Raw genomic sequence first — 20,762 nt, forward strand, 5'->3', positions numbered from 1 at the left:
CACCCCGCCCAGGTCAGTGCCTAGGTCAGGCCGCAGCCTCTTCGGCCTCGGCCTTCTTCTCCACCGGCTTCCGCCCCCTTCTCAGGATCACGTAGAAGACCGGGGTCAAGAACAGGCCGAACAGGGTTACGCCCAGCATGCCGGAGAACACGGCCGTGCCGAGCGACTGGCGCATTTCCGCGCCCGGTCCCGTCGCGATCGCCAGCGGCAGAACGCCGAAGATGAAGGCGAAGGCCGTCATCAGGATCGGCCGCAGGCGCAGATGGCTGGCCTCGACGGCGGCCTCGACCGCATCCTTGCCCTCCTCCTGTGCCTGACGCGCGAATTCCACGATCAGGATCGCGTTCTTCGCCGCAAGGCCGATCAGCACGATCAGGCCGATCTGCGTCAGCACGTTATTGTCCATCCCGCGCAGGTAGACGCCGATCAGCGCCGCCAAGACGGCAAGCGGCACGATCAGGATGATCGCCAGCGGCAAGACCCAGCTTTCATACTGCGCCGCCAGCGCCAGGAAGACGAAGATGACCGACAACGCAAAGATATAGATCGCCGTATTGCCGGTATGGGTTTCCTGATAAGCAAGCTCCGTCCATTCGAAGGTCGTTCCCGGCGGCAGGATGTTGCGCGCCAGTTCCTCCATCTTGGCAATCGCCGTGCCGGTCGCGACGCCGGGCGCCGGATTGCCCTGCAACGGCACCGAGACATACATGTTGTAGCGCTGCACCAAGGCCGGACCGCTGGAATCCTGGATGTCGACAAGCGTGCCGAGCGGAACCAGCGCACCGGTCGCCGAACGCACTTTTAGCGTCAACACATCGTTGGGATCCATGCGGAACTGTTTGTCCGCCTGGGCGCGCACCTGGTAGACACGGCCAAAGGCGTTGAAGTCGTTGACATAGGAAACGCCGAGGTTGATCGACAGCGTATCGAAGATGTTCGGGATCGGAACATTGAGCAGCCGTGCCTTGTCGCGATCGATCGCCAGGTAATATTGCGGGCTGGAATCGGAGAAAGTGGTGAAGACGCCGGTCAGGCCCGGCGTCTGGTTCGCCGTTACCATCAGTTGCCGCGCCAGACCGAGAGCGCGTGTCATGTTGGAATTATCGAGATCCTCGATCTGCATCTTGAAGCCGCCGGAATTGCCGACGCCACGCACCGAGGGCGGTGGAATGGCGATGATGAAGGCTTCCTGGATACTCTGCAGCTTTCCATAGAGTTCGCCGATGATCTTCGTCGCCGTATCGCCGTCCTTTAGGCGTTCCGAGAAGGGCTTGAACGGAGCGAAGACGACACCGGCATTCGAAGCATTGGTGAAGGTCGCGCCGCTGAACCCTGCGAACTCGACCGCATTGCCGACGCCAGGCGTCGCCTTGACGATATCGGCGACGCGTTTGACCACGGCATCCGTGCGTTCCAGCGACGCACCATCAGGCAACTGCACGACGACGATCGCATAGCCCTGGTCCATGGTCGGAATGAAGCCCGAAGGCACCTTCGTGCCCATGAACCATGTCGCGCCAAGCAGGCACAGGAAGACGAGGAAGGAACAGGCAAGGCCGAGGAAGCTGCTCACCATGTGACGCACGATCCAGGAATAACCCCGGCTCATCCGGTCGAAACCGCTGTTGAAACCGTTGGCGAGCGCCCGGCCGAAGCGGGAGAACGGATCCTGACGCAGCCGGTGATGATCATGCGCTCGCAGCAGGATCGATGCCAGTGCCGGCGAGAGCGTCAGCGAATTCAGCGCCGAAATCGCGGTCGCGATCGAGATCGTCACCGCGAACTGCCTGTAGAACTGCCCAGTGATGCCAGGGATAAAAGCTGTCGGAACGAAGACGGCGATGAGCACGAGCGAAATGGCGATGACGGCCGTTCCCACCTCGTTCATGGTCACATGCGCCGCTTCCTTCGGCGTCATCCCCTTTTCCAGATTTCGCTCGACGTTCTCCACCACGACGATTGCGTCGTCCACCACGATACCAATCGCAAGCACTAGGCCGAACAGCGTCAACATGTTGAGCGAAAAGCCGAAGGCGAGCAGGAATGCGAAGGTGCCGATCAGGGATACGGGGATCGCGATGATCGGAATGAGGGCGGTACGCCAGGATTGCAGGAAGACCAGCACCACGATGGCGACGAGAATGGCCGCTTCACCAATGGTCCGATAGACTTCGAAGATCGAGTCGGAGATGAACTCTGTCGTATCGTAGACGATGCGATATTCCAGCCCTGGCGGAAAATCTTTCGACAAATCGCCAATCATCCCCTTGATCTGTTTGGCGGTATCGAGCGCGTTTGTGCCCGGGCGAGCGAAAATGCCGAGCGCGACGGCCGGTTTATTGTCGAGATAGCTGTTGGTGACGTAATCCTGCGCGCCGAGTTCGATGCGAGCAATATCCTGCAGTTGCACCAGCCGCCCCGATGCCGTCGACTTCACAATGACATAGCGGAATTGCCGCGCGTCGGAAAAACGCCCTTCCGTTCGCACCGTATATTCGAAGGCATTGGCCTCGGTTGCCGGCGGAGCGCCGATCGAGCCGCCGGAGACCTGCACGTTCTGGTCCCGCAGCGATTGCACGACGTCTGAAGACGTCATCTGGTAGGCGGAAAGCTTTTCCGGATCGAGCCAGATACGCATCGAGTATTGCCGCTCGCCGAAGATCTGCACATCGCCAACACCTTCGAGGCGTACGAGCTGGTCACGGATGCGATTGCGCGCATAGTTGGAGACGTAGAGCTGGTCGTAGCGGTCATTCGGCGACAGGAGATGGATGACCATCATCAGGTCTGGCGAGCTCTTATCCGTCGTCACGCCGAGGCGCTGCACTTCTTCGGGCAAGCGCGGCAGCGCAATCGAGACGCGGTTCTGAACAAGCACCTGCGCCTTGTCGAGATCGGTTCCGAGCTTGAAGGTCAGCGTCAGCGACATGGACCCGTCCGATGTGGAGTAGGACGACATATAAAGCATGTCTTCCACGCCGTTGATCTGCTGTTCCAGCGGCGTTGCAACGGTATCAGCGATGGTCTGGGAGTCCGCACCCGGATAGGAGGTGCGCACGACGATGGTCGGTGGCGCGATTTCCGGATATTGCGAGACCGGAAGCTGCGTGTAGGCAATCGTGCCAACCACCAGCAAAATAATGGCAATGACCGACGCGAAGATCGGTCGGTCGACAAAGAAGTGAGCGAATCTCATTGCGCCGCTCCCGTATCTTCCGCTGCAGCCGATTCCGGCGGCGCGTTGGTGCGTTCCTTCGGCAGATCGGTCATTGTCGGCGTTACCTTGCCACCCGGACGGGCGCGAAGAATGCCGTTGACGATGATGGTCTCATCGCCGGTCAGACCGGAGCGTATGACGCGATATCCATAAAGCCTCGGCCCGAGACGGACGGACTTGGTGCTAACAGTGCCATCTTGACCGACGACGAAGACCACACGTTCATTCTGGTCCGAACCGATCGATTCATCAGGAACGAGGACCGCGCGGTATGTATTCGAACCGGAAATATCGACGCGTCCGAAAAGCCCCGGCTGCAACACAAAATCCGGATTGGCGAAACTGGCACGGACGCGCATCGTTCCCGATTCAGAATCGACGCGGTTTTCGGCAAAGTCCAGCTTCCCCTTGAAGGTCGTTCCAGCTGCATCGCCGATGCGCACGGTGACATCGAGGCCGCCGCCACCCTGTTGAAGGTCGCTGCCGCGAGAGCGCGCGGTTGCGGCATAGTTCAGCATGCGACGTTCATCGACATCGAAGTAGAAGTCGATCGGGTCGAGCGCGACAATGGTCGTCAGCACCGTTTGATCGGCCTCGACGAGATTGCCGGTCGAAATCAGATGACGATCGATGCGCCCGCTGAGCGGCGCGGTGATCTTGCTGTAGTCGAGATCGAGTTGGGCACGCTCCAAAGCCGCTTGCGATCCACGAACATTCGCCTGGCTTGAGAGCAGGTCACGCCGGCGGTCATCAAGGGTGGAGGCCGATTGGCTACCGGTCTGCGACAAGGACTCTGTACGGGAAAACTGTGCCTGGGCGTAGGTCAGTGCCGTATTGGCGATTTCCAGCGTCGCCTTTGCTTGATTGAGCGCCGTTAAAAAGGGCCGCTGGTCGATGACGAAGAGTAGGTCGCCCTGTTTGACCAGCGCACCATCGCTAAAATGAATCTCCTGCAGATAGCCCCCCACCCGCGAGCGGACCGAGACCTCTTCCCGTGCCTGGAAGCGACCAATGAATTCGTCATTGTCGACCACGTCGCGAACGACAGGCTTGGCAACCGTGACAGGAGGAGGTGGGGCATTCTGGGCAAGAACGGCCGAATTCAGGATAAGGGCGGTAGAAAAACCAAGCAGCGTAGATCTCAAGACATCAGGCTTCATGCGTATCCCCTTTGCAAGCAGCCGGGAGCATAATTCCCGGCACCATCGACGACATGCAGTCTATTTCGATCCGAGGACAATCAACGCACGTAAGGCCAGCGTCAGCACCAGTTCAAACGTCAATGGTGTTAGCGGCTGAAAATCAAATTCTTGAAAATTATGTATTTTGCTTCCTGACCCCCAAGAAGCAAACGCCTCGATCGCATCTGCGATCATGCGCATTCTTTGACCGAAGTAAATAGGAAAGCAAGCCGATTGCCGGCACCGGCCTCGGTGATCCGCTGGTGTCTAAGCCTGAAAAACCCGCAATTCCGAGGGCACGGCGGCAAGCTGTCCGGTCCTGCGGCTGGCGGCATATTTCAGTGTTTCGCGGACAACGCGCGGCGTGATGGGCTTATGCACGACGCCGAGGGTCCCCTCCACGCCTCCTGAAACGGCTTCGGGATTGGCGGTCATGAAGATGACGGCAATGCCTTTTTCCGCGAGCTTTCGGCCGATTTCGGGACCGGTAGCGCCATCGGACAGATTGATATCTACGAGGGCTATATCGGCCAGCGGTGCCGCTGCCAGCGCCCGGTCCGCGCTGTTGGCGATCCCGACGACATCGAGGCCACAACTCGTGATAACATCTTCAAGATCAAGCGCGATCAAAAATTCGTCTTCGACGATTAGTACTTTCTGATTCACAACTACATCCTTCCGCCGGCGACGCACGACCTCTGCCGACATGAGGCAAATTCGCTTCGGAAATGACCTGCTTAGAGGTCCATATGGCTATGCAGCGTAATCTGATATAGCGGAAAATGTTCCATCGGGAAACATATTTTCGTTGATTAACCGCCTGTTAACTATGAAGAATCGGGATTTCAGCCTTCGAGCTCTTCCCTGAGCATCTCCAGCTCCAGCCATTCTTCCTCCATTTTGATCAGGCTGTCGCGAAACTTCTCCATCTCGGCTGCAAGCCTGTTGAAGGTCGTGGGATCCTTGGTGAAAAGGGCAGGATCGGCCATCTTTTTCTCGCGCGCGGCAATCTCCGCCTCCGCCTTGGCCATCTCCTTCGGCAGGTTTTCGAGCGCGAATTTCTGCTTGAACGAGAGCTTTCCCTTACCCTTGGAAGCGTCGGCTACCGGCGCCGTCGTGTCGGATGCCTTGGGCTTTTCGGCGGCCTTCTCGGCCTTCCTTCGCTCGTCGGCGGCACCCTTGCGCTGCGCCAGCATGTCGGTATAGCCGCCGGCATATTCGATCCAGCGTCCATCGGGCGCGTCGGGATTGGCCGGCGCAATGGTCGAGGTCACGGTGCGATCGAGAAAATCGCGATCGTGGCTGACGAGGATGACAGTGCCGCTGAAACCGGCAACGATTTCCTGCAGCAGATCCAGCGTCTCGATATCGAGATCGTTGGTCGGCTCGTCGAGGATCAGAAGGTTCGTCGGCCGCGACAGGATGCGTGCCAGCATGAGACGCGCCCGCTCGCCGCCGGAAAGGTTCTTGATCGGCGTGCGTGCCTGTTCTGGCTGGAAGAGAAATTCCTTCATGTAGCCGGTCACATGGCGCTGTTCGCCATTGACCAGCAGGTTTTCGCCGCGCCCGTCCGTCAGGTAATTGGCAAGCGTATCGTTCGGATTCAGATCCTCGCGCTTCTGATCGAGCGTCGCGATTTCAAGATTGGTGCCGAGCTTGACCGTCCCGCTGTCAGGCGTGAGCTGGCCGGTCAGCATCTTGAGAAGCGTCGTCTTTCCCGCACCGTTCGGCCCCACCAGACCGATGCAATCCCCTCGGTGGACGCGGATCGAGAAGGGCGCGACGATCGTCCGGTCGCCATAGCTCTTGACGATCTTCTCCGCCTCGATGACCAGCTTGCCGGATTCCTGCGCATCCGAGGCCGAGGCCTGCACCGAGCCTTGCGGCCCCTTGTGCCCGCGATACTGCGCCCGCATGCCCTGCAGCTCACCGAGGCGGCGCATGTTGCGTTTGCGCCGGGCCGTCACGCCGTAGCGCAGCCAATGTTCCTCGCGCTCTATCGCCTTGCCGAGCTTGTGCTGTTCCAGCTCCTCGGCCTCCAGCACTTCGTCGCGCCAGGCCTCGAAGAAAGCGAATCCCCGGTCGAGCCGCCGTGACGTGCCGCGATCAAGCCAGACGGTCGCGGTCGAAACCTTTTCCAGAAAACGGCGGTCGTGCGAGATGAGGACGAGAGCACTGCGCGTCTTCTGTAGCTCGCCTTCCAGCCATTCGATGGTCGGCAGGTCGAGATGGTTGGTCGGCTCGTCCAGCAAAAGGATATCCGGTTCTGGCGCCATGACGCGTGCCAGGGCCGCCCGGCGGGCCTCGCCGCCCGACAGCATCGTTGGATCTTCCTCGCCGGTCAGGCCGAGATGAGACAGAAGGTAGGTGACGCGATAGGGATCGTCACTCGGGCCGAGCCCGGCCTCGGCATAGGCGGCGACCGTCTTGTAACCGGAAAAATCGGGTGCCTGCTCAAGATAGCGCACCGTCGAGGAAGGATGGCGGAAGACATCGCCCGACTGGGCTTCGACAAGGCCTGCGGCGATTTTGAGAAGCGTCGATTTACCGGAGCCGTTGCGGCCGACGAGGCAGATCCTGTCGCCCGGTTCCACCTGCAGGTTGGCGCCGGCCAGCAGCGGCGCACCGCCGAAGCTCAGGAAAATATCATCGAGTTTCAGAATGGGGGGGGCCAAAAATCAGACTCCGGAAAGATCATAGGGGCGCGCAAGGATGATTGCCCTGCCGCTTGCCAGCGAAAAGCGCACGGGGCCCTCCGCCACATTGGAAATGGTGCGCGACGAGCCGAAGGGCAAATGGAAATCCATGAGCGGATAGCGCGCATTGTGAATGAAGAGGCCCTTGAGCTCGCTGAAACCCGGAACGGAAAACAGGCTCCCGGCCGGCAGGTCGAGCTCGATTTCGCCCGCAAGCAGCGGCACCGCCTCCTCTTCGCCCGACGTCAGCAGCATGTCGAAACCCAGTTCGGCGAGGCTGACGGCATAAAGCAGGTGCTGCAGCGCATGATCGGAGCGCGGGCCGCCAAGCGCACCGGCAAGGATGAGCCGCTTCGCGCCGCGATCGATCGCCTCCGAAACGGCGATCTCGCCATCCGTGGCCGCTTTCGCCGCTGGATAGGGCTGCTTTAGAACCTCGGGAAAAGCACTATCGAGATCAGGCGAGGTCGAGTCGAAATCGCCGACCCACAGTTCCGGCATAACGCCGAGCGCCGCCGCATGCCTCATGCCGCCGTCGGCAGCGATGAAGCGGCTGCCCGAGATGGCGGCACGCAACCGGTCGGTCAACCGCAATTCGCCGCCGAGCAGGATTGTGAAGGTGGATTGGCTCATGCGCCAAGCCCATAGCTCAAAGTCAGCCCCTCAGGGAAGAGCCAGCCGCGCAAAGGACCGAATCAGTCGTCACTTTCCTTGATCCGAGCCCGAAAAGCTTCCTCGTAGCCGCCGACGAACCGGTTGAAGAGCTTTGAGAACGCCTCAATGTCTTCTGCCGGCCAATCCGCGACAATGCCTTCGATGACCGACATTTTCTGCGCCTGGATTTCCGAGAGCAATCGCTGCCCAAGCGCCGTCATGACGACCACGATGCGCCGGGCATCGGCCTGGGATGCCTTGCGGCGCAAAACGCCACGGCTCACCATGTCGGCGACGATGCGGCTCGCGCGCGACGGATCGATGCGCAACACCTCGGCGATGGTGCCGACCGTGACCTCGCCATTTGTCTCGGCCCGCCGGACGGCGTCAAGTACGTCCAGATTGGAAAGCTCCAGGCCCGGTGCGACATTCTGGATCGCAAGACGACCGATCATACGGCGTCCCGTCATCAGGCGCATCCGCGTCATCACCTCGCCGATCCGAAGGATATCCTCCTCGGCCGCCTGGTTTTCATCAATTTCCCGTGTAGTCGCCGCTGCTGTCATAATTTGAGCATACCAGAGCTGCGCGAGGATGAAAACATGCAATTCGCATTAAAGTGTCATTGACACTTATATGCTAATAGCACATATATAAGCGACTTCAGATCGGATAATTGCTCCCATGGATATGCAGACTGCGCCCGCGCCGCTCGTGGCGGATCCCCGTCGGCGGCTCATTCTCTTTTTCTTCCTGATGACCGCGATGTTCATGGCGACGCTGGACAACCAGATCGTCTCCACCGCGTTGCCGACGATCGTCGGCGAGTTCGGGCATCTCGAACGCTTCGGCTGGATCGGATCGGCCTATCTGCTTTCGCTGAGCGCCGTCATGCCAGTCTACGGCAAGCTCGGCGATCTCTTCGGCCGCAAATATGTGATGATCACGGCGATCACCATCTTCACGGTCGGCTCCGCGGTCTGCGGCCTTTCCGTCTCCATGAACACGCTGATCGCCTCGCGCGTGCTGCAGGGCCTCGGCGGCGGCGGCATTCTCGTCTCGATCTTCTCGATCAATGCCGATCTCTTCGAGCCGCGCGAGCGCGCTCGCTACCAGAGCTATTCCAGCCTTGTTCTTATGGCCTCTGGCGCAATCGGCCCCGTTCTCGGCGGCACCATGAGCGACCTCTTCGGCTGGCGTTCGATCTTCCTCGTCAACGTGCCGATCGGCTTCATCTGCCTCGCCGGCATTGATCACCATGCTTCCCTTCCGCAAGCCGGCCCGCAAGCCGAAGATCGACTATGCCGGCGCTATCCTGCTTGCCCTGACCACGACAAGCATCGTGCTTGCCGCCGACGGCAGCGAACTCTTCGGCTCCCTCTTCTCTGCCCCCACACTTGCCATCATCGCCGGCGGCGTCATCTGTGCCATCGCCTGGGTCCTCGTCGAAAGGCGGGCTCCGGAGCCGATCGTCCCGATGTCGCTCTTCCGCAACCCGACCTTCAGCCTGCTGCTGATCATTTCTGTCACCAGCGGTGCGGTCGCAATCGGCATGGTCAACTATTTCGCCCTCTTCCTGCAGACGACGACGGGCCTCTCGCCCTCCATGGCCGGCCTGCTCTTCATCCTGTTGACCGGCGGCATCGTCTGCGGCTCGCTTTCCGCCGGGCGCATGATTGCGGCAGCCGGCCGCTACAAGCCCTTCGCCATTGCCAGCGCCAGCTGCAGCATGATCGCCTTTGCCTTCATGTCCCAGGTGCATGCCGGCACGCCGATTTTCCTGATCGGCGCTCTCATGCTGCTTCATGGCATCGGCATCGGCCTTGCCCAGCAGGTTCCGGTTATCGGCGTGCAGAATGCTGCGGCCAACCGCGACGTGGGGGCCGCAACAGGCGCCGTGACACTGTCGCGCATGGGCGGTGCCTCCATCGCCATCTCGATCTATGGCGCGATCATCGCCGCAAAGCTCGGCGATATCGGCCTATCGATCCCTGGCGTCAGCAATATCGAGGAACTGACGCCGAAGATGATGGCCGCTCTGCCTGATGCGACCCACGAGGCGGTTGCCAACGCCTATGCTGCAGCCTTCAGCCCGCTGTTCATGACGGCTGCCGCCACCTGCCTGATCGGCCTGGTGACCGCGATCTCGCTCAAGAACGTACAGCTCCCGGGCGCATCTAAGAAGCTGGACCCGGCGGCAGCCGCACACGCGGCAGAATAAAGGCTGCGATTCCTGCCGGAGGGGCGCACTTGCGCCCCTTGCTGTTTGCCCATGCCAGTCGGGAGACAGAAACGCCGTTGCGGCTCGATTACTAAGCCAGCGGCATGATCCCCATCGCTCCGCCTCCTCAGCACCCATCCACATCACTGCCCTATCGTTTTTGTCCAGATTGAAGCCAATGCGGCAAGCTGCCTCGATTTTCGCCATAATTTCATTGTTGCGAGGGAGCGGGATCCAGAACGACATGCTTGCCAAAATACAACGGCGCCACATTTAAACAGAGTCTCGCTATGCAACCGATGCTGAAATCAGCTAGAGCAAGAGGACCGATACCACCCGGAGGGCGGAACGATAGCCGAGGTGGATTGAATCTTTGACGAAGCGCGGCAACGATCGGAACGACCCGGCGCTCTGTCGGTGTGAATACGAGATGAGTGGCAAACAGGCACTGACGCAGACGAAGCCTACCCTATCGCGATCGTCCGGCTTCGCGCGGCAACGCTTACGCACGGTATTCGCGCGACGTCTTGCCATCGTGCTTGTCGCAGGCGGCATTCTCAACAGCTGCCAGTCGCTGGTGGACCAGTCCTACCAACCGAACGTTTCACCCTCCTCGACGCCGCAGATCGTCTCCGAAGTCCAAAAGAACGACCCGCGCGCCCAGATGGGAGCCCGCGAGCACCCCCGCATTCTAGCCAGCTACGGTGGCGAATATAAGGATACCAAGACCGAACGGCTCGTTGCCCGTATTGCCGGTGCGTTGACCAGCGTCTCTGAAAATCCGCAGCAGTCCTACCGCATCACGATCCTCAATTCCCCCGCGATCAACGCATTCGCGCTGCCCGGCGGCTATCTCTATGTGACCCGCGGCCTGCTGGCACTGGCAAACGATGCGTCCGAAGTGGCTGCTGTCCTTTCGCATGAAATGGCGCACGTGACCGCGAACCACGGTATCGAGCGGCAGAAGCGCGAAGAGGCCGAAGTCATTGCGAGCCGCGTCGTTGCCGAGGTCCTCTCGAGCGATCTCGCCGGCAAGGAGGCGCTCGCGCGCGGCAAGCTGCGGCTTGCGGCATTCTCCCGCCAGCAGGAACTGCAGGCCGATGAGATCGGCATCCGCACGCTCGGCGAAGCCGGCTACGATCCCTATGCGGCAGCGCGTTTCCTCGATTCGATGGAAGCCTACAGCCGTTTCATGTCTGCCAATTCGGATGCCGACCAGAGCCTCGACTTCCTTTCGAGCCATCCGAGCACGCCGCAACGCATCGATCTTGCGCGCCAGCATGCCCATGAATTCGGCGAACAGGGCAAGGTCGGCGATACCGGCCGCAACTACTTCCTCGACGGCATCGACGGCCTTCTCTATGGCGACAGTCCCGAAGAAGGCTATGTGCGTGGCCAGACCTTCCTGCATGGCGGCCTCGGCATCCGTTTCGACGTACCGCCCGACTTCCGCATCGACAACAAGGTCGAGGCTGTCCTGGCGACCGGCCCCGGCGACATAGCGATCCGTTTCGACGGCGTCGCAGACACCGACAACCAGACCCTCACCAATTATATCTCGAGCGGCTGGGTCACCGGCCTCGACCCTTCGACGATCAAGCCTTTGACGGTCAACGGCATGGAGGCGGTGACCGCACATGCTTCCGCCGACCGCTGGGATTTCGACGTCACCGTTATCCGTGACAAGGCACAGATCTTCCGTTTCCTGACGGCCGTGCCGAAGGGAAGCCCGGCGCTGGAGCAGACGGCCGATGTCTTGCGCGCGAGCTTCCGCCATATGACGCCTGATGAAGCGGCCTCGCTGAAGCCACTGCGCATAAGGGTGGTCACCGTCCGTCCCGGCGATTCGATCACCACGCTCGCCGCCCGCATGATGGGTACCGATCGCAAGCTCGATCTCTTCAAGCTGATCAACGCCTTGCCGACAGGTGCAAACGTCGCGCCGGGCGACCGTGTAAAGATCATTTCGGAATAAAAAGAGGTCCGGCAGAACCGGACCTCAAGGCATCGTGCTGACATTTCAAGTAAATTGGATGCTCAGGCGTATGCGGCCATGCGCGGGTCGGCGTTGACCAGCGCGCTGCGCAGCTTTTCCATGGCCCGGCTCTCAATCTGGCGGACACGTTCCTTGGAAATGCCAAGGTCAGCGCCCAGCTCCTCGAGCGTTGCGCCGTCTTCGGCCAGGCGTCGGGCGCTGATGATGCGCATCTCGCGTTCGTTGAGATGCTCGAGCGCCGATGCAAGCCATATGCGACGGCGTTCTCCATCGATCATGTTGGAAACCTGCTCATCGGGAAGCGGCTCATCGCTGACGAGGAAATCCATGCGCTCCGCGCTCTCGGCATCACTCGATATCGACGGCGCCTGCAGGGAAGCGTCGTTGCTGGAAAGCCGAGCGTCCATCACCTGAACGTCGGCAAGGCTGACGCCGAGTGCTGCCGCGATTTCCTGATGGATGGATTGAACGGTGAGATGCGTGTCGCCCCTGGCGAGCTTGGCCCTCAGCCGACGCAGATTGAAGAACAGTGCCTTTTGCGCCGAACTCGTGCCACCGCGCACGATCGACCAGTTCCGGAGGATGTAGTCCTGTATCGACGCGCGGATCCACCAGCTTGCGTAAGTGGAGAAGCGGACCTCCCGCTCCGGCTCGAAGCGTGCGGCAGCCTCGAGGAGCCCGACATAGCCTTCCTGAACGAGATCGCTCATGGGCAGGCCGAAATTGCGGAACTTGCCCGCCATCGAAATGACAAGGCGCATATGCGCCGTGGCGATCTTGTTGCGGGCGCTCCGGTCTTCATGATCCTTCCAGCGGATCGCGAGATCATGTTCCTCGTCGCGGCCAAGGTAAGGGGCAGCCATTGCAATCTTGATCATGCGCCGATCTGCAGACATGGCCTTCATAATGCATCTCCCTGAAATTCGGCTTCCGCCCTTCCGGCGGTAAGGCAACAAAAACCCGTCCCGAACATCGCTGACCGGGTGAAAAAGCTCTGAGTTGGAATGCTACGGGGGCCTCTTTCGAGACCCCGGATCGACTATGTTTTCAAATCGGCCTTGCCGAAGCGATCTTTCGAACCATGTATCTCCAGACCGCTGGGAGGCTTCAGGTGAAAACGCATGAACCGTCCTCTCGCATATCGACTGAATTCTTCTGATCGCAGCGAAACCCTGCAACCAGTCGCAGTTACGATGTGTTAACGCGGCTCCCAGAAAAAAGTTCCAATAAAAAACCCGGCTCAAGGCCGGGTTTTTTGAAGAAAGAAATGCGGGTGAAGCTTATGCAGCTTCTTCCTGGGAATCGTCTTCCTCGATCGTCTTGCCGCGCTTCGGCCCCTTGTTCAGGTTGGTCTCGACGACGCGGACAGCTTCGGTTTCCGACATCTTGTTCACAGCAGCGATTTCACGCGCCATGCGATCAAGCGCAGCTTCATAGAGCTGGCGTTCGGAATAGGACTGCTCCGGCTGGTTCTCGGCACGATAGAGGTCGCGAACGACTTCAGCGATCGAGATCAGATCGCCGGAATTGATCTTTGCATCATATTCCTGCGCACGGCGGGACCACATGGTCCGCTTCACGCGAGCCTTGCCCTGTACAACCTTCAACGCACGCTCAACGAAATCGGTCTCGGAAAGCTTGCGCATGCCAATGCTCATGGCCTTGGCAACCGGGACCTTCAAACGCATCTTGTCCTTTTCGAAGTCGATCACGAAGAGTTCAAGCTTCATGCCCGCGACTTCCTGCTCTTCGATAGCGGTGATCGTGCCGACACCATGGGCCGGATATACGATCGCTTCGCCCATCTTGAAGCCATGGCGTACTGCTGCTGGTTTTTTCTGCTGGGTCGTCATTCTTTTCAAAAACTCCCTGTTACGCACCCGGAAGAATCCGGGGCCGGGTCAGTCAGGCCCGGATGAGACGGTAATACCGTCGGGTAACTTCATTCTGGTCCAGCCAGACGCACGCAAAAAGAAAACTATCCATCGTGATCAGAGACCCGACAACTCAAAGGGCTGATATGTCAAGGAAACCGCGTGCGGATTGGTTATTTGCTTTCGTGATGACTTGGGGCATTCGTTGCCGCATTTGGATCAGTATGAGGAGGCTATCACAAAAAACTGAGGAAATCAATAATTTGCTTTCCCCATGCCCAATGAGCCACCGCGGCCACGCTGCCGCGTTTCCCGATCATGGAGCTTTATATATTGATCTGAAGCCGCTCCAACAAGGCTCAGAGCCTCGCCTTAGCGGGCTAATCAGTCGCCGGTACCGGGCTTTGCAGAGAAGTACTTCTCGAACTTACCCTCTTCGCCATCTAGTTCTTTGGCTTCCGGCAGCGGCTCGCGCTTGACGGTGATGTTCGGCCAGATGGAGGCATATTCGGCATTGACCTTGAGCCACTTGTCGAGACCCGGCTCCGTATCCGGCTTGATCGCCTCGGCAGGACATTCCGGCTCGCAAACGCCGCAATCGATGCATTCATCGGGATGGATGACGAGGAAATTCTCGCCTTCGTAGAAGCAGTCGACCGGGCAGACTTCGACGCAGTCGGTATATTTGCAGCGAACGCAATTGTCAGTCACGACGTATGTCATGAGGCACTCCAGGATCGTGGTTTTCCGGGAACGGGCAACCTGGAACGTCACGCCTTTTTCCCGGGAGCCGAAGCGGGCATGGCGATGCTGGGATGCATGGTCAATGCCAGCCGGCAGATTGTCAGCAGGTTGCCCGTGAGGTATCGGCTTTGTCGGCGAATTTCAAGGACAAACAATCCCGAAATCCGGTCGGGCACGACAGACTTTTCTAATCGTCGTCGGACATCAGCCGATCGATGGCACGCCGCTCCCGTTTGGTGGGGCGTCCGGCGCCCGGCGCGCGCAGAGCCTGCTCGAAAGGCGTGAGGCGTTTTGCCTCATCGGGCGGCGGCGTCAGGTCCTCGTAGAGCAGCTTGGCTTCCTCGAAGGGCCCGCGCCGCGTGCCGGGCTGGCGCACGATAAGGACAATGTCGCGACGCTCGAGCGAAAGCTCGATGCGATCGCCAACCTTGACACCGTAGCTCGACTGGACGATCCGCTCGCCATTGATGCGCACATGGCCGCCCTGGACGCAGGCCTGTGCAAGCGAGCGGGACTTCACCATTCGGGCAAAGAACAGCCACTTGTCGATGCGCTGGCGCGAACCGGAAGATGGCTGCCTTTCGTCCGTCATGGCTATTTCTTCATCTGCTCCTTCAGGGCAGCGAGCTTGGCGAAGGGTGAATCCGGATCGATCGGCTTTTCCTTGCGCGGCGGCTTGGCTTCGAAGCGCAGGGGCTGCGAAGAACCGTTGCGATTGTTGTTGCGATCGTTCCGGTCATTGCGATCCTTGCGGTCGCCGCGATCCTGGCGCTCGTTGCGGTCGTTTCTCTCCGAGCGATTGCCATGCTGCTGAGGACGTCCGCCTTCGCGATTGTCGTTGCTGCGCGGTCCGCGATTGTCGCGGCCTTCCCGGTTTTCGCGGCCGCCCGCCTCGTTCCGTTCGCCGCCGCGGCGGTTGCCGTTATGCCCCTGGCGCTGCTCCTGCTGACCCTGTCCCTGGCCCTGGTGGCCACGGCGGTCGCCGTGTCCACGAGCCTGGCGCTGGTTATTGTCGCCACGACCGCCGAGACGCCAGAGCAAGACCGGCTTCGGCTCGACGGGCTCTGCAGAAACCGCGTCGGCGCCCGGCAGATCCCCTGAAGCTTCAACAGCCATGGGCGCGGCAACTTCCTCCGCGGCAGGCTCTTCGACGGCCGGCACTGCAGAAACGGTTTCTGCTGCCTGTTCCTGCGCCGGCTCTTCGCCAGCAGCGTCGGCATCGTCGTCATCCGATTTTTCGGCTGGCTCCTCGGTCGAGGCGACAGGCGGCGTCACAGGGGCTGCGGACGCGTCCTGGGCAGAAAGATGCGCGGCAGCCTCTTCCGGCTTGACGGCATCGGCGCGGTAGCCGAGGCCCTTCAGAATTTCTTCCATGTCCTCCAGCGTCGCGCCAAGGATCGAAAGCATCGCCGTGGTCGTGGTGAAGCGGCGGCCGTCATAGGCGCCGTCAGGACGCGAGGCCTGGCCCGGCTTCCACTGCAGGAGCGGACGGATGATATCCGCAAGCCGCTCCAGGATATCGATGCGCACGGCGCGCTTGCCGAGGAAACGGAAGCCGGCCAGCTTGTAGAACATACGCTCATAGGTTGGGTCCGTCACGACGGACGTGCGGCCAGCGGCGAGAACCGGAATGAGGTCGCCATAGCCCGGCTTGTCGAGCCCGTCGTTCTTCAGCGCCCAGAGCAGCGTGATAAGCTCGGCCGGAGCCGGCTTCAGCAGAGCCGGAACGAAGATATGGTAGGCGCCGAAACGGACGCCGTAGCGGCGCATGGAGGCGCGCGCGTCCTGATCGAGCGACTTGACCTCTTCCGTCACGTCGCGACGGAAAAGCACGCCGAGGTTCTCGACCAGCTGGAAGGCCAGCCCCTTTGCGAGGCCCTGCAGGTCTTCGGCGCGCGACAGATCGTCGAGCGGCTTCAGAATGGTGCTGATATGATGATTGACGAAGCGCTCGATGCGGGCAGCCACGTGATCACGCGCATTGCCGGTCAGCTGTTCGTCGGCCAGAAGCAGGACCCGCGGACGCATGATGTGATCGCTGCCCGAAAGCCGCGCCACGGGATCGCCAAGCCAGCGCACGAGGCCATCGGCACTGATCGCCAGATCGCTGTTGCCGGCAGCATGAAGACGCGCGGCGCGCGCCTCGAACTCCAGCGCGAGCGCCTTCTGCGCAGCAGCCTGGACAGCCTTGGCGTCCGGCCCCTCGGCGCCTGAGACCGGCGTGAACCGGAATCCAGCCAACTGTCCCACATGATGCCCCTCTACGAAGACATCCCCATTCACACTGATTTCAGCTTCCAGCATTGCATTCTCTCTCAGGCGCTTCATGAGCACAGATGTCCTGCGATCAACAAAGCGTTTCGTCAACCGTTCATGTAACGCATCGGACAATCGATCTTCGATTTCCCGTGTCTTTTCTTGCCAGTGTGTCGGATCGGCAAGCCAACCGGGCCGATTCGACACATAGGTCCATGTCCTTATCTGCGCGATTCGTGCCGAAAGAGTGTCAATCTCGCCATCCGTTCGGTCGGCACGATGCACTTGTTCGGCAAGAAAATCCTCTTTCACCGTGCCATAGCGCACGAGATCGGAAAAGAGGGTTGCAATAAGATCGGCATGCTGAGCAGGCGCAATGCGGCGATAATCCGGCAGCGCGCAAGCCTCCCACAATTTTTCGACGCGGGCAGGGCTGCTCGCGCGATCGATAATTTCCGGATACCACGACAGATGCTCGAGCGCCTGCTGATCGACGGCAGGAAGCGCGCGGGTCAGGCCGGAAACTTTCGGGGCAGCGTCGAGGCTATGGCGCAAGGCGGCGATCGTGGAGAAATCCAGTTCCTTGGTCCGCCACTGCAGCACTTTGACATTGTCGAATTCATGCGCCTCGATCCGTCGAACGAGTTCATCGTCAAACGGATCGACATGGCCGGTAACCCCAAAGGTGCCGTCCTTCAGATGTCGGCCGGCGCGGCCGGCGATCTGGCCGAGTTCACCGGGATTGAGATTGCGGAACTGATAACCGTCGAACTTGCGATCCTGCGCAAAGGCGACATGGTCGACGTCGAGATTGAGACCCATGCCGATAGCGTCGGTTGCAACAAGATATTCGACATCGCCTTCCTGATAGAGCGCCACCTGCGCATTGCGGGTCCGCGGACTGAGGGCCCCCAGAACAACGGCCGCTCCGCCACGCTGTCTCCGGATAAGTTCGGCGATCGCGTAAACCTCATCGGCGGAGAACGCGACGATTGCCGATCGTTGCGGCAGGCGCGTGATCTTTTTCTGCCCGGCATAGAAGAGATGCGAGAGACGGGGTCGCTCGACAACCGTGATGCCGGGCAGGAGATGTTCGAGGATGGGCCGCATGGTTGCCGCCCCGAGAAGCAGGGTCTCGTCCCGTCCGCGCAGATGCAGAATACGGTCGGTAAAAATATGGCCGCGCTCGAGATCGCCGGCAAGCTGCACCTCGTCGATCGCGACGAAGGAGGCCTTGCTCTCACGAGGCATGGCCTCGACGGTGCAGACGGAAAAGCGGGCGTTCGGCGGAGAAATCTTTTCCTCGCCCGTGACAAGGGCGACATTGTGGGCGCCGACCTTTTCGACCACACGCGTATAGACTTCACGGGCAAGAAGCCGGAGCGGCAGGCCGATAACGCCCGTGCCGTGCGCCACCATACGCTCAATCGCATAATGGGTTTTGCCGGTATTGGTCGGTCCGAGCACCGCGGTCACGCCGCGACCACTCAAAATCATAGGCTGCGAAGTCAGGGTCATGTGTCCTGCAAGGATGAGGCGCGGCTGCCCTCGGGTCAACAAGCTCCTCCGTGAAGCGGAGAACAGATGACGATCCAACGTGACAAAGGCAAGACCTGAATGAAAAAAGCCTTACGAAAACATCCCATTTTCCACGGAATACCGACAATTATAAAGTGCATCCGCAGATACCGCCAAGGAATCCGCCGAACGCAAGAACAGCTTGGGAACGAATCGGAGACGAATCGCTGACTCCCGATCATTCCCGATTTGTTCACCACAATATATGGATTGGAATAATCGGAATCGCACAAAATCCTGAATCCGGCTGAGCATGCCCGCTATGAGTCAAGAGGCGATTCGGCGAAATCCTGGCGTGTGCCCGCCGAATCCCCTTAATCATTTGTAAACGCAATGGAATCTCTCGGAAATCAGAACCAGGGAACGCGACGTTAACACTCCGGTCAAAGCCGGAACGAATCGGCGACGAATCGCTGACATCGGGCAATTCCCCGTTTGTTCTCCACAATATTTAGTATGTTTTCTGCAGCCAGCCACATGACTCGGCGTAATTGTGCCGGCGAATCATGCCGAATCGGTGATTGCGATTAACCTTTGCCGGACACCGGTCGGGATGCACCCACGATTTCCCGCATAAATTGAGATCATTAACTTTCCGACCAAAACCGGAACGAATCGACGACGAATCGCTGATTCAGTCATGTTCCCTTTGCGTTCACCACAAGATATCGTCTATCGGCGACGGTAACTACCCATATGGAGGAGGGTTGGGCGGGTCTAATACTCCTAGATAGCGTGCTCTTTAACCAATTATAGCCGCTGCCTACCACTTTGCGGTGATTGACTAGCCTTCTCACTCCAGGGAGTAATCCTAAAGAGGTCATCCTTGTTGGCGATATCGGCGAGCCGGGTCAAACAAGGAACGAATCGACGACGAATCGCTGACATCGAAATTTTCCCGCTTCGTTCACCGCAAGCTATTGTATTTAAAGAATTTTTTAACCATAGAAACAACTTCGCAGGGTCGCCGTTGCCGCCCGGGCGACGGCACACTCTCAAAAAGAGGGAGAAAACCGCAGGATCAGCAGGTCGAAACGGCAAAAGGCATGAGTCTTCAACATTTCCTCGAACATTAGCCGGAACAATTTTTCGCGAAGGCCGTTTATGTCCTCGTACGAATAGACGATTGAAAAGTAGAGGAAGCAGGACCATGCTCGGTACGATACTGCTTGTGATTCTAATACTTCTCCTGATCGGCGCGCTGCCGAACTGGGGTTATAGCAGCGGTTGGGGCTATGGTCCTTCCGGAGGACTGGGGCTTGTTGTCGTCATCATTCTCATTCTTGTTCTAATGGGTCGAATCTGACTGGTTAAATCCAACATGGGGAGTAAAGCACCGTGAAGAAAATTATTGTTGCAGTTGCGTTGATTGGAACCTTGGCGTCCTGCACGCCCGAAGAGCGCGGAACGACCATTGGTGCCGGTACCGGCGCTATTATCGGCGGTGCTGTGAGCAACAGCTGGGGCGGCGCTGCTATCGGCGCGGTCGCAGGCGGCGCCGTTGGCTATTTGATCGGACATTCTTCGCGTCAGGGCTATTGCATCTACCGAGATCGCAATGGCCGTCGCTACGAAGCGCGTTGCCGCTAAACGCATAGCAGCCATGCTATCGCCAATATGGAAATGTGGAGCGGGCGCACCGGTGCGCCCGTTTCAGTCTCTGGCGATCGGATATGCTGACTCGTCAACACTGCGTCGACAATTGGTCATTCAGTAAAGTCTTCACATCCACCATTGCCATGACCATGTTAACTGCAACACGAGCAATTAAGCCCGCGCCGATTTCCGAGAGATCGGGTCAATTTGTTGAAAGGACCGGCATCATGGCCGAGACAGTCGCAAACATCGCAGTGGTCGCTCTTATCTCCGCCGCATTCACCGCAACGGCCCTCGCGGCAGTCGTTGCCAACGCGCGGGAGCGCAGCATGGTCCTGCGTCCGATACCCGTGGAAGCAAGTTCGCGCCGCCCTCGCCGCGACTATTGAGCCAAGACGCCAGCCGGCAATAGCCCCATCGCGGGCTACTTCCCACTAATTCTTTTCCGAATATTGCTATCGGCTTATGATCGCGCATCCCCTGGAAGAGGGGATGCCGAACAGCGATCCGTCTAAGGACAGCCCATGAGCAGGATAGTTCTGGGTGCAGTTTTCGTTTGCCTCTTCGCCACCAGCAGCTTTGCGACTGGTTTCGAAATTCCGTGGCTACCGGATTTCGACTTGCAGCGCGACGCCGCCAAACACTGGGGCGTTGACCGGGATACCATAACCAAAAGCATCCCAAGCACAGACGCCGCGCGGTGCAGGGCACACACAGGAAATCCCTGCGAAGCCAATCAAAGGCCGGTG

General features: G+C 59.6%; 16 protein-coding genes and 1 pseudogene. 5 read left to right on the forward strand and 12 right to left on the reverse strand.

Features of this window, described 5'->3' with window-relative positions:
* Window positions 1-25 precede the first annotated feature (25 nt).
* The 7 genes from EV561_RS13660 to EV561_RS13685 form a co-directional block, all read right to left on the reverse strand.
* The gene (locus tag EV561_RS13660; protein WP_132522285.1) at window positions 26-3,196 is read right to left on the reverse strand and encodes a multidrug efflux RND transporter permease subunit; all 3,171 of its coding nucleotides are present in this window, start codon (window positions 3,194-3,196) and stop codon (window positions 26-28) included.
* Window positions 3,193-4,377 (reverse strand): efflux RND transporter periplasmic adaptor subunit, encoded by a 1,185-nt coding sequence (locus tag EV561_RS13665; RefSeq protein WP_132522287.1) that lies wholly within the window; start codon window positions 4,375-4,377, stop codon window positions 3,193-3,195. The genes EV561_RS13660 and EV561_RS13665 overlap by 4 nt, the downstream gene beginning before the upstream one ends.
* 60 nt (window positions 4,378-4,437) lie before the next feature.
* Window positions 4,438-4,593: a hypothetical protein gene (locus tag EV561_RS37180; RefSeq protein WP_165927799.1), complete on the reverse strand. Its 156-nt coding sequence runs from the start codon at window positions 4,591-4,593 to the stop codon at window positions 4,438-4,440.
* Between the two features lie 72 nt (window positions 4,594-4,665).
* The gene (locus tag EV561_RS13670; RefSeq protein ID WP_132522289.1) at window positions 4,666-5,106 is read right to left on the reverse strand and encodes a response regulator; all 441 of its coding nucleotides are present in this window, start codon (window positions 5,104-5,106) and stop codon (window positions 4,666-4,668) included.
* Between the two features lie 137 nt (window positions 5,107-5,243).
* Complete coding sequence (locus EV561_RS13675; protein WP_132522291.1) at window positions 5,244-7,073, reverse strand: ABC-F family ATP-binding cassette domain-containing protein; 1,830 nt, start codon at window positions 7,071-7,073, stop codon at window positions 5,244-5,246.
* A gap of 3 nt (window positions 7,074-7,076) precedes the next feature.
* Complete coding sequence (locus tag EV561_RS13680) at window positions 7,077-7,727, reverse strand: thiamine diphosphokinase (protein WP_132522293.1); 651 nt, start codon at window positions 7,725-7,727, stop codon at window positions 7,077-7,079.
* Window positions 7,728-7,789: 62 nt separating this feature from the next.
* Entirely contained in the window at window positions 7,790-8,314 is a 525-nt protein-coding gene (locus EV561_RS13685; protein ID WP_132522295.1) for a MarR family winged helix-turn-helix transcriptional regulator, read from the reverse strand.
* A gap of 118 nt (window positions 8,315-8,432) precedes the next feature.
* On the opposite strand from EV561_RS13685, the pseudogene EV561_RS13690 reads away from it, so the two are divergent.
* Window positions 8,433-9,969: pseudogene (locus EV561_RS13690) on the forward strand (MDR family MFS transporter).
* A gap of 430 nt (window positions 9,970-10,399) precedes the next feature.
* Window positions 10,400-11,944, forward strand: a complete 1,545-nt coding sequence (locus tag EV561_RS13695; protein ID WP_132522297.1) for a M48 family metalloprotease — start codon at window positions 10,400-10,402, stop codon at window positions 11,942-11,944.
* A gap of 62 nt (window positions 11,945-12,006) precedes the next feature.
* Here EV561_RS13695 and EV561_RS13700 read toward each other — a convergent pair whose 3' ends face one another.
* The 5 genes from EV561_RS13700 to EV561_RS13720 all read right to left on the reverse strand — a co-directional run bounded on the left by EV561_RS13700 (window position 12,007) and on the right by EV561_RS13720 (window position 18,357).
* Entirely contained in the window at window positions 12,007-12,870 is an 864-nt protein-coding gene (locus EV561_RS13700) for an RNA polymerase factor sigma-32 (protein ID WP_132522299.1), read from the reverse strand.
* A 375-nt stretch (window positions 12,871-13,245) separates the two neighbouring features.
* Entirely contained in the window at window positions 13,246-13,818 is a 573-nt protein-coding gene (locus EV561_RS13705; RefSeq protein WP_132522301.1) for a CarD family transcriptional regulator, read from the reverse strand.
* Window positions 13,819-14,223: 405 nt separating this feature from the next.
* Window positions 14,224-14,562 carry a ferredoxin FdxA gene (fdxA, locus tag EV561_RS13710; RefSeq protein WP_132522303.1) on the reverse strand — a complete coding sequence of 113 codons (339 nt, stop codon included), beginning with the start codon at window positions 14,560-14,562 and terminating at the stop codon, window positions 14,224-14,226.
* 208 nt (window positions 14,563-14,770) lie between these two features.
* A complete protein-coding gene (locus EV561_RS13715; RefSeq protein ID WP_132522305.1) occupies window positions 14,771-15,175 on the reverse strand; it encodes an RNA-binding S4 domain-containing protein in 405 nt (134 codons plus the stop codon).
* A 2-nt stretch (window positions 15,176-15,177) separates the two neighbouring features.
* Window positions 15,178-18,357: a helicase-related protein gene (locus EV561_RS13720; RefSeq protein WP_132522307.1), complete on the reverse strand. Its 3,180-nt coding sequence runs from the start codon at window positions 18,355-18,357 to the stop codon at window positions 15,178-15,180.
* Window positions 18,358-19,567: 1,210 nt separating this feature from the next.
* Here EV561_RS13720 and EV561_RS13725 point away from each other — a divergent pair.
* The 3 genes from EV561_RS13725 to EV561_RS37185 all read left to right on the forward strand — a co-directional run bounded on the left by EV561_RS13725 (window position 19,568) and on the right by EV561_RS37185 (window position 20,402).
* Window positions 19,568-19,723, forward strand: coding sequence for a DUF3309 family protein (locus EV561_RS13725; RefSeq protein WP_132522309.1), 156 nt, complete (start codon window positions 19,568-19,570; stop codon window positions 19,721-19,723).
* Window positions 19,724-19,755: 32 nt separating this feature from the next.
* On the forward strand, window positions 19,756-20,007 hold the full coding sequence (locus tag EV561_RS13730; RefSeq protein ID WP_132522311.1) for a YMGG-like glycine zipper-containing protein: 252 nt from the start codon (window positions 19,756-19,758) through the stop codon (window positions 20,005-20,007).
* A gap of 233 nt (window positions 20,008-20,240) precedes the next feature.
* Complete coding sequence (locus EV561_RS37185; protein WP_165927800.1) at window positions 20,241-20,402, forward strand: hypothetical protein; 162 nt, start codon at window positions 20,241-20,243, stop codon at window positions 20,400-20,402.
* The last annotated feature ends 360 nt before the right edge of the window (window positions 20,403-20,762 follow it).

It is taken from the genome of Rhizobium sp. BK376 (assembly GCF_004341625.1).
GTDB lineage: Bacteria > Pseudomonadota > Alphaproteobacteria > Rhizobiales > Rhizobiaceae > Rhizobium.

Coding starts and splice junctions, on each gene's coding strand:
- EV561_RS13660 (WP_132522285.1), bottom strand. CDS start 3,196: ATGAGATTCGCTCACTTCTTTGTCGACCGACCGATCTTCGCGTCGGTC.
- EV561_RS13665 (WP_132522287.1), bottom strand. CDS start 4,377: ATGAAGCCTGATGTCTTGAGATCTACGCTGCTTGGTTTTTCTACCGCC.
- EV561_RS37180 (WP_165927799.1), bottom strand. CDS start 4,593: ATGATCGCAGATGCGATCGAGGCGTTTGCTTCTTGGGGGTCAGGAAGC.
- EV561_RS13670 (WP_132522289.1), bottom strand. CDS start 5,106: ATGTCGGCAGAGGTCGTGCGTCGCCGGCGGAAGGATGTAGTTGTGAAT.
- EV561_RS13680 (WP_132522293.1), bottom strand. CDS start 7,727: ATGAGCCAATCCACCTTCACAATCCTGCTCGGCGGCGAATTGCGGTTG.
- EV561_RS13685 (WP_132522295.1), bottom strand. CDS start 8,314: ATGACAGCAGCGGCGACTACACGGGAAATTGATGAAAACCAGGCGGCC.
- EV561_RS13695 (WP_132522297.1), top strand. CDS start 10,400: ATGAGTGGCAAACAGGCACTGACGCAGACGAAGCCTACCCTATCGCGA.
- EV561_RS13700 (WP_132522299.1), bottom strand. CDS start 12,870: ATGAAGGCCATGTCTGCAGATCGGCGCATGATCAAGATTGCAATGGCT.
- EV561_RS13705 (WP_132522301.1), bottom strand. CDS start 13,818: ATGACGACCCAGCAGAAAAAACCAGCAGCAGTACGCCATGGCTTCAAG.
- fdxA (WP_132522303.1), bottom strand. CDS start 14,562: ATGACATACGTCGTGACTGACAATTGCGTTCGCTGCAAATATACCGAC.
- EV561_RS13715 (WP_132522305.1), bottom strand. CDS start 15,175: ATGACGGACGAAAGGCAGCCATCTTCCGGTTCGCGCCAGCGCATCGAC.
- EV561_RS13720 (WP_132522307.1), bottom strand. CDS start 18,357: ATGACCCTGACTTCGCAGCCTATGATTTTGAGTGGTCGCGGCGTGACC.
- EV561_RS13725 (WP_132522309.1), top strand. CDS start 19,568: ATGCTCGGTACGATACTGCTTGTGATTCTAATACTTCTCCTGATCGGC.
- EV561_RS37185 (WP_165927800.1), top strand. CDS start 20,241: ATGGCCGAGACAGTCGCAAACATCGCAGTGGTCGCTCTTATCTCCGCC.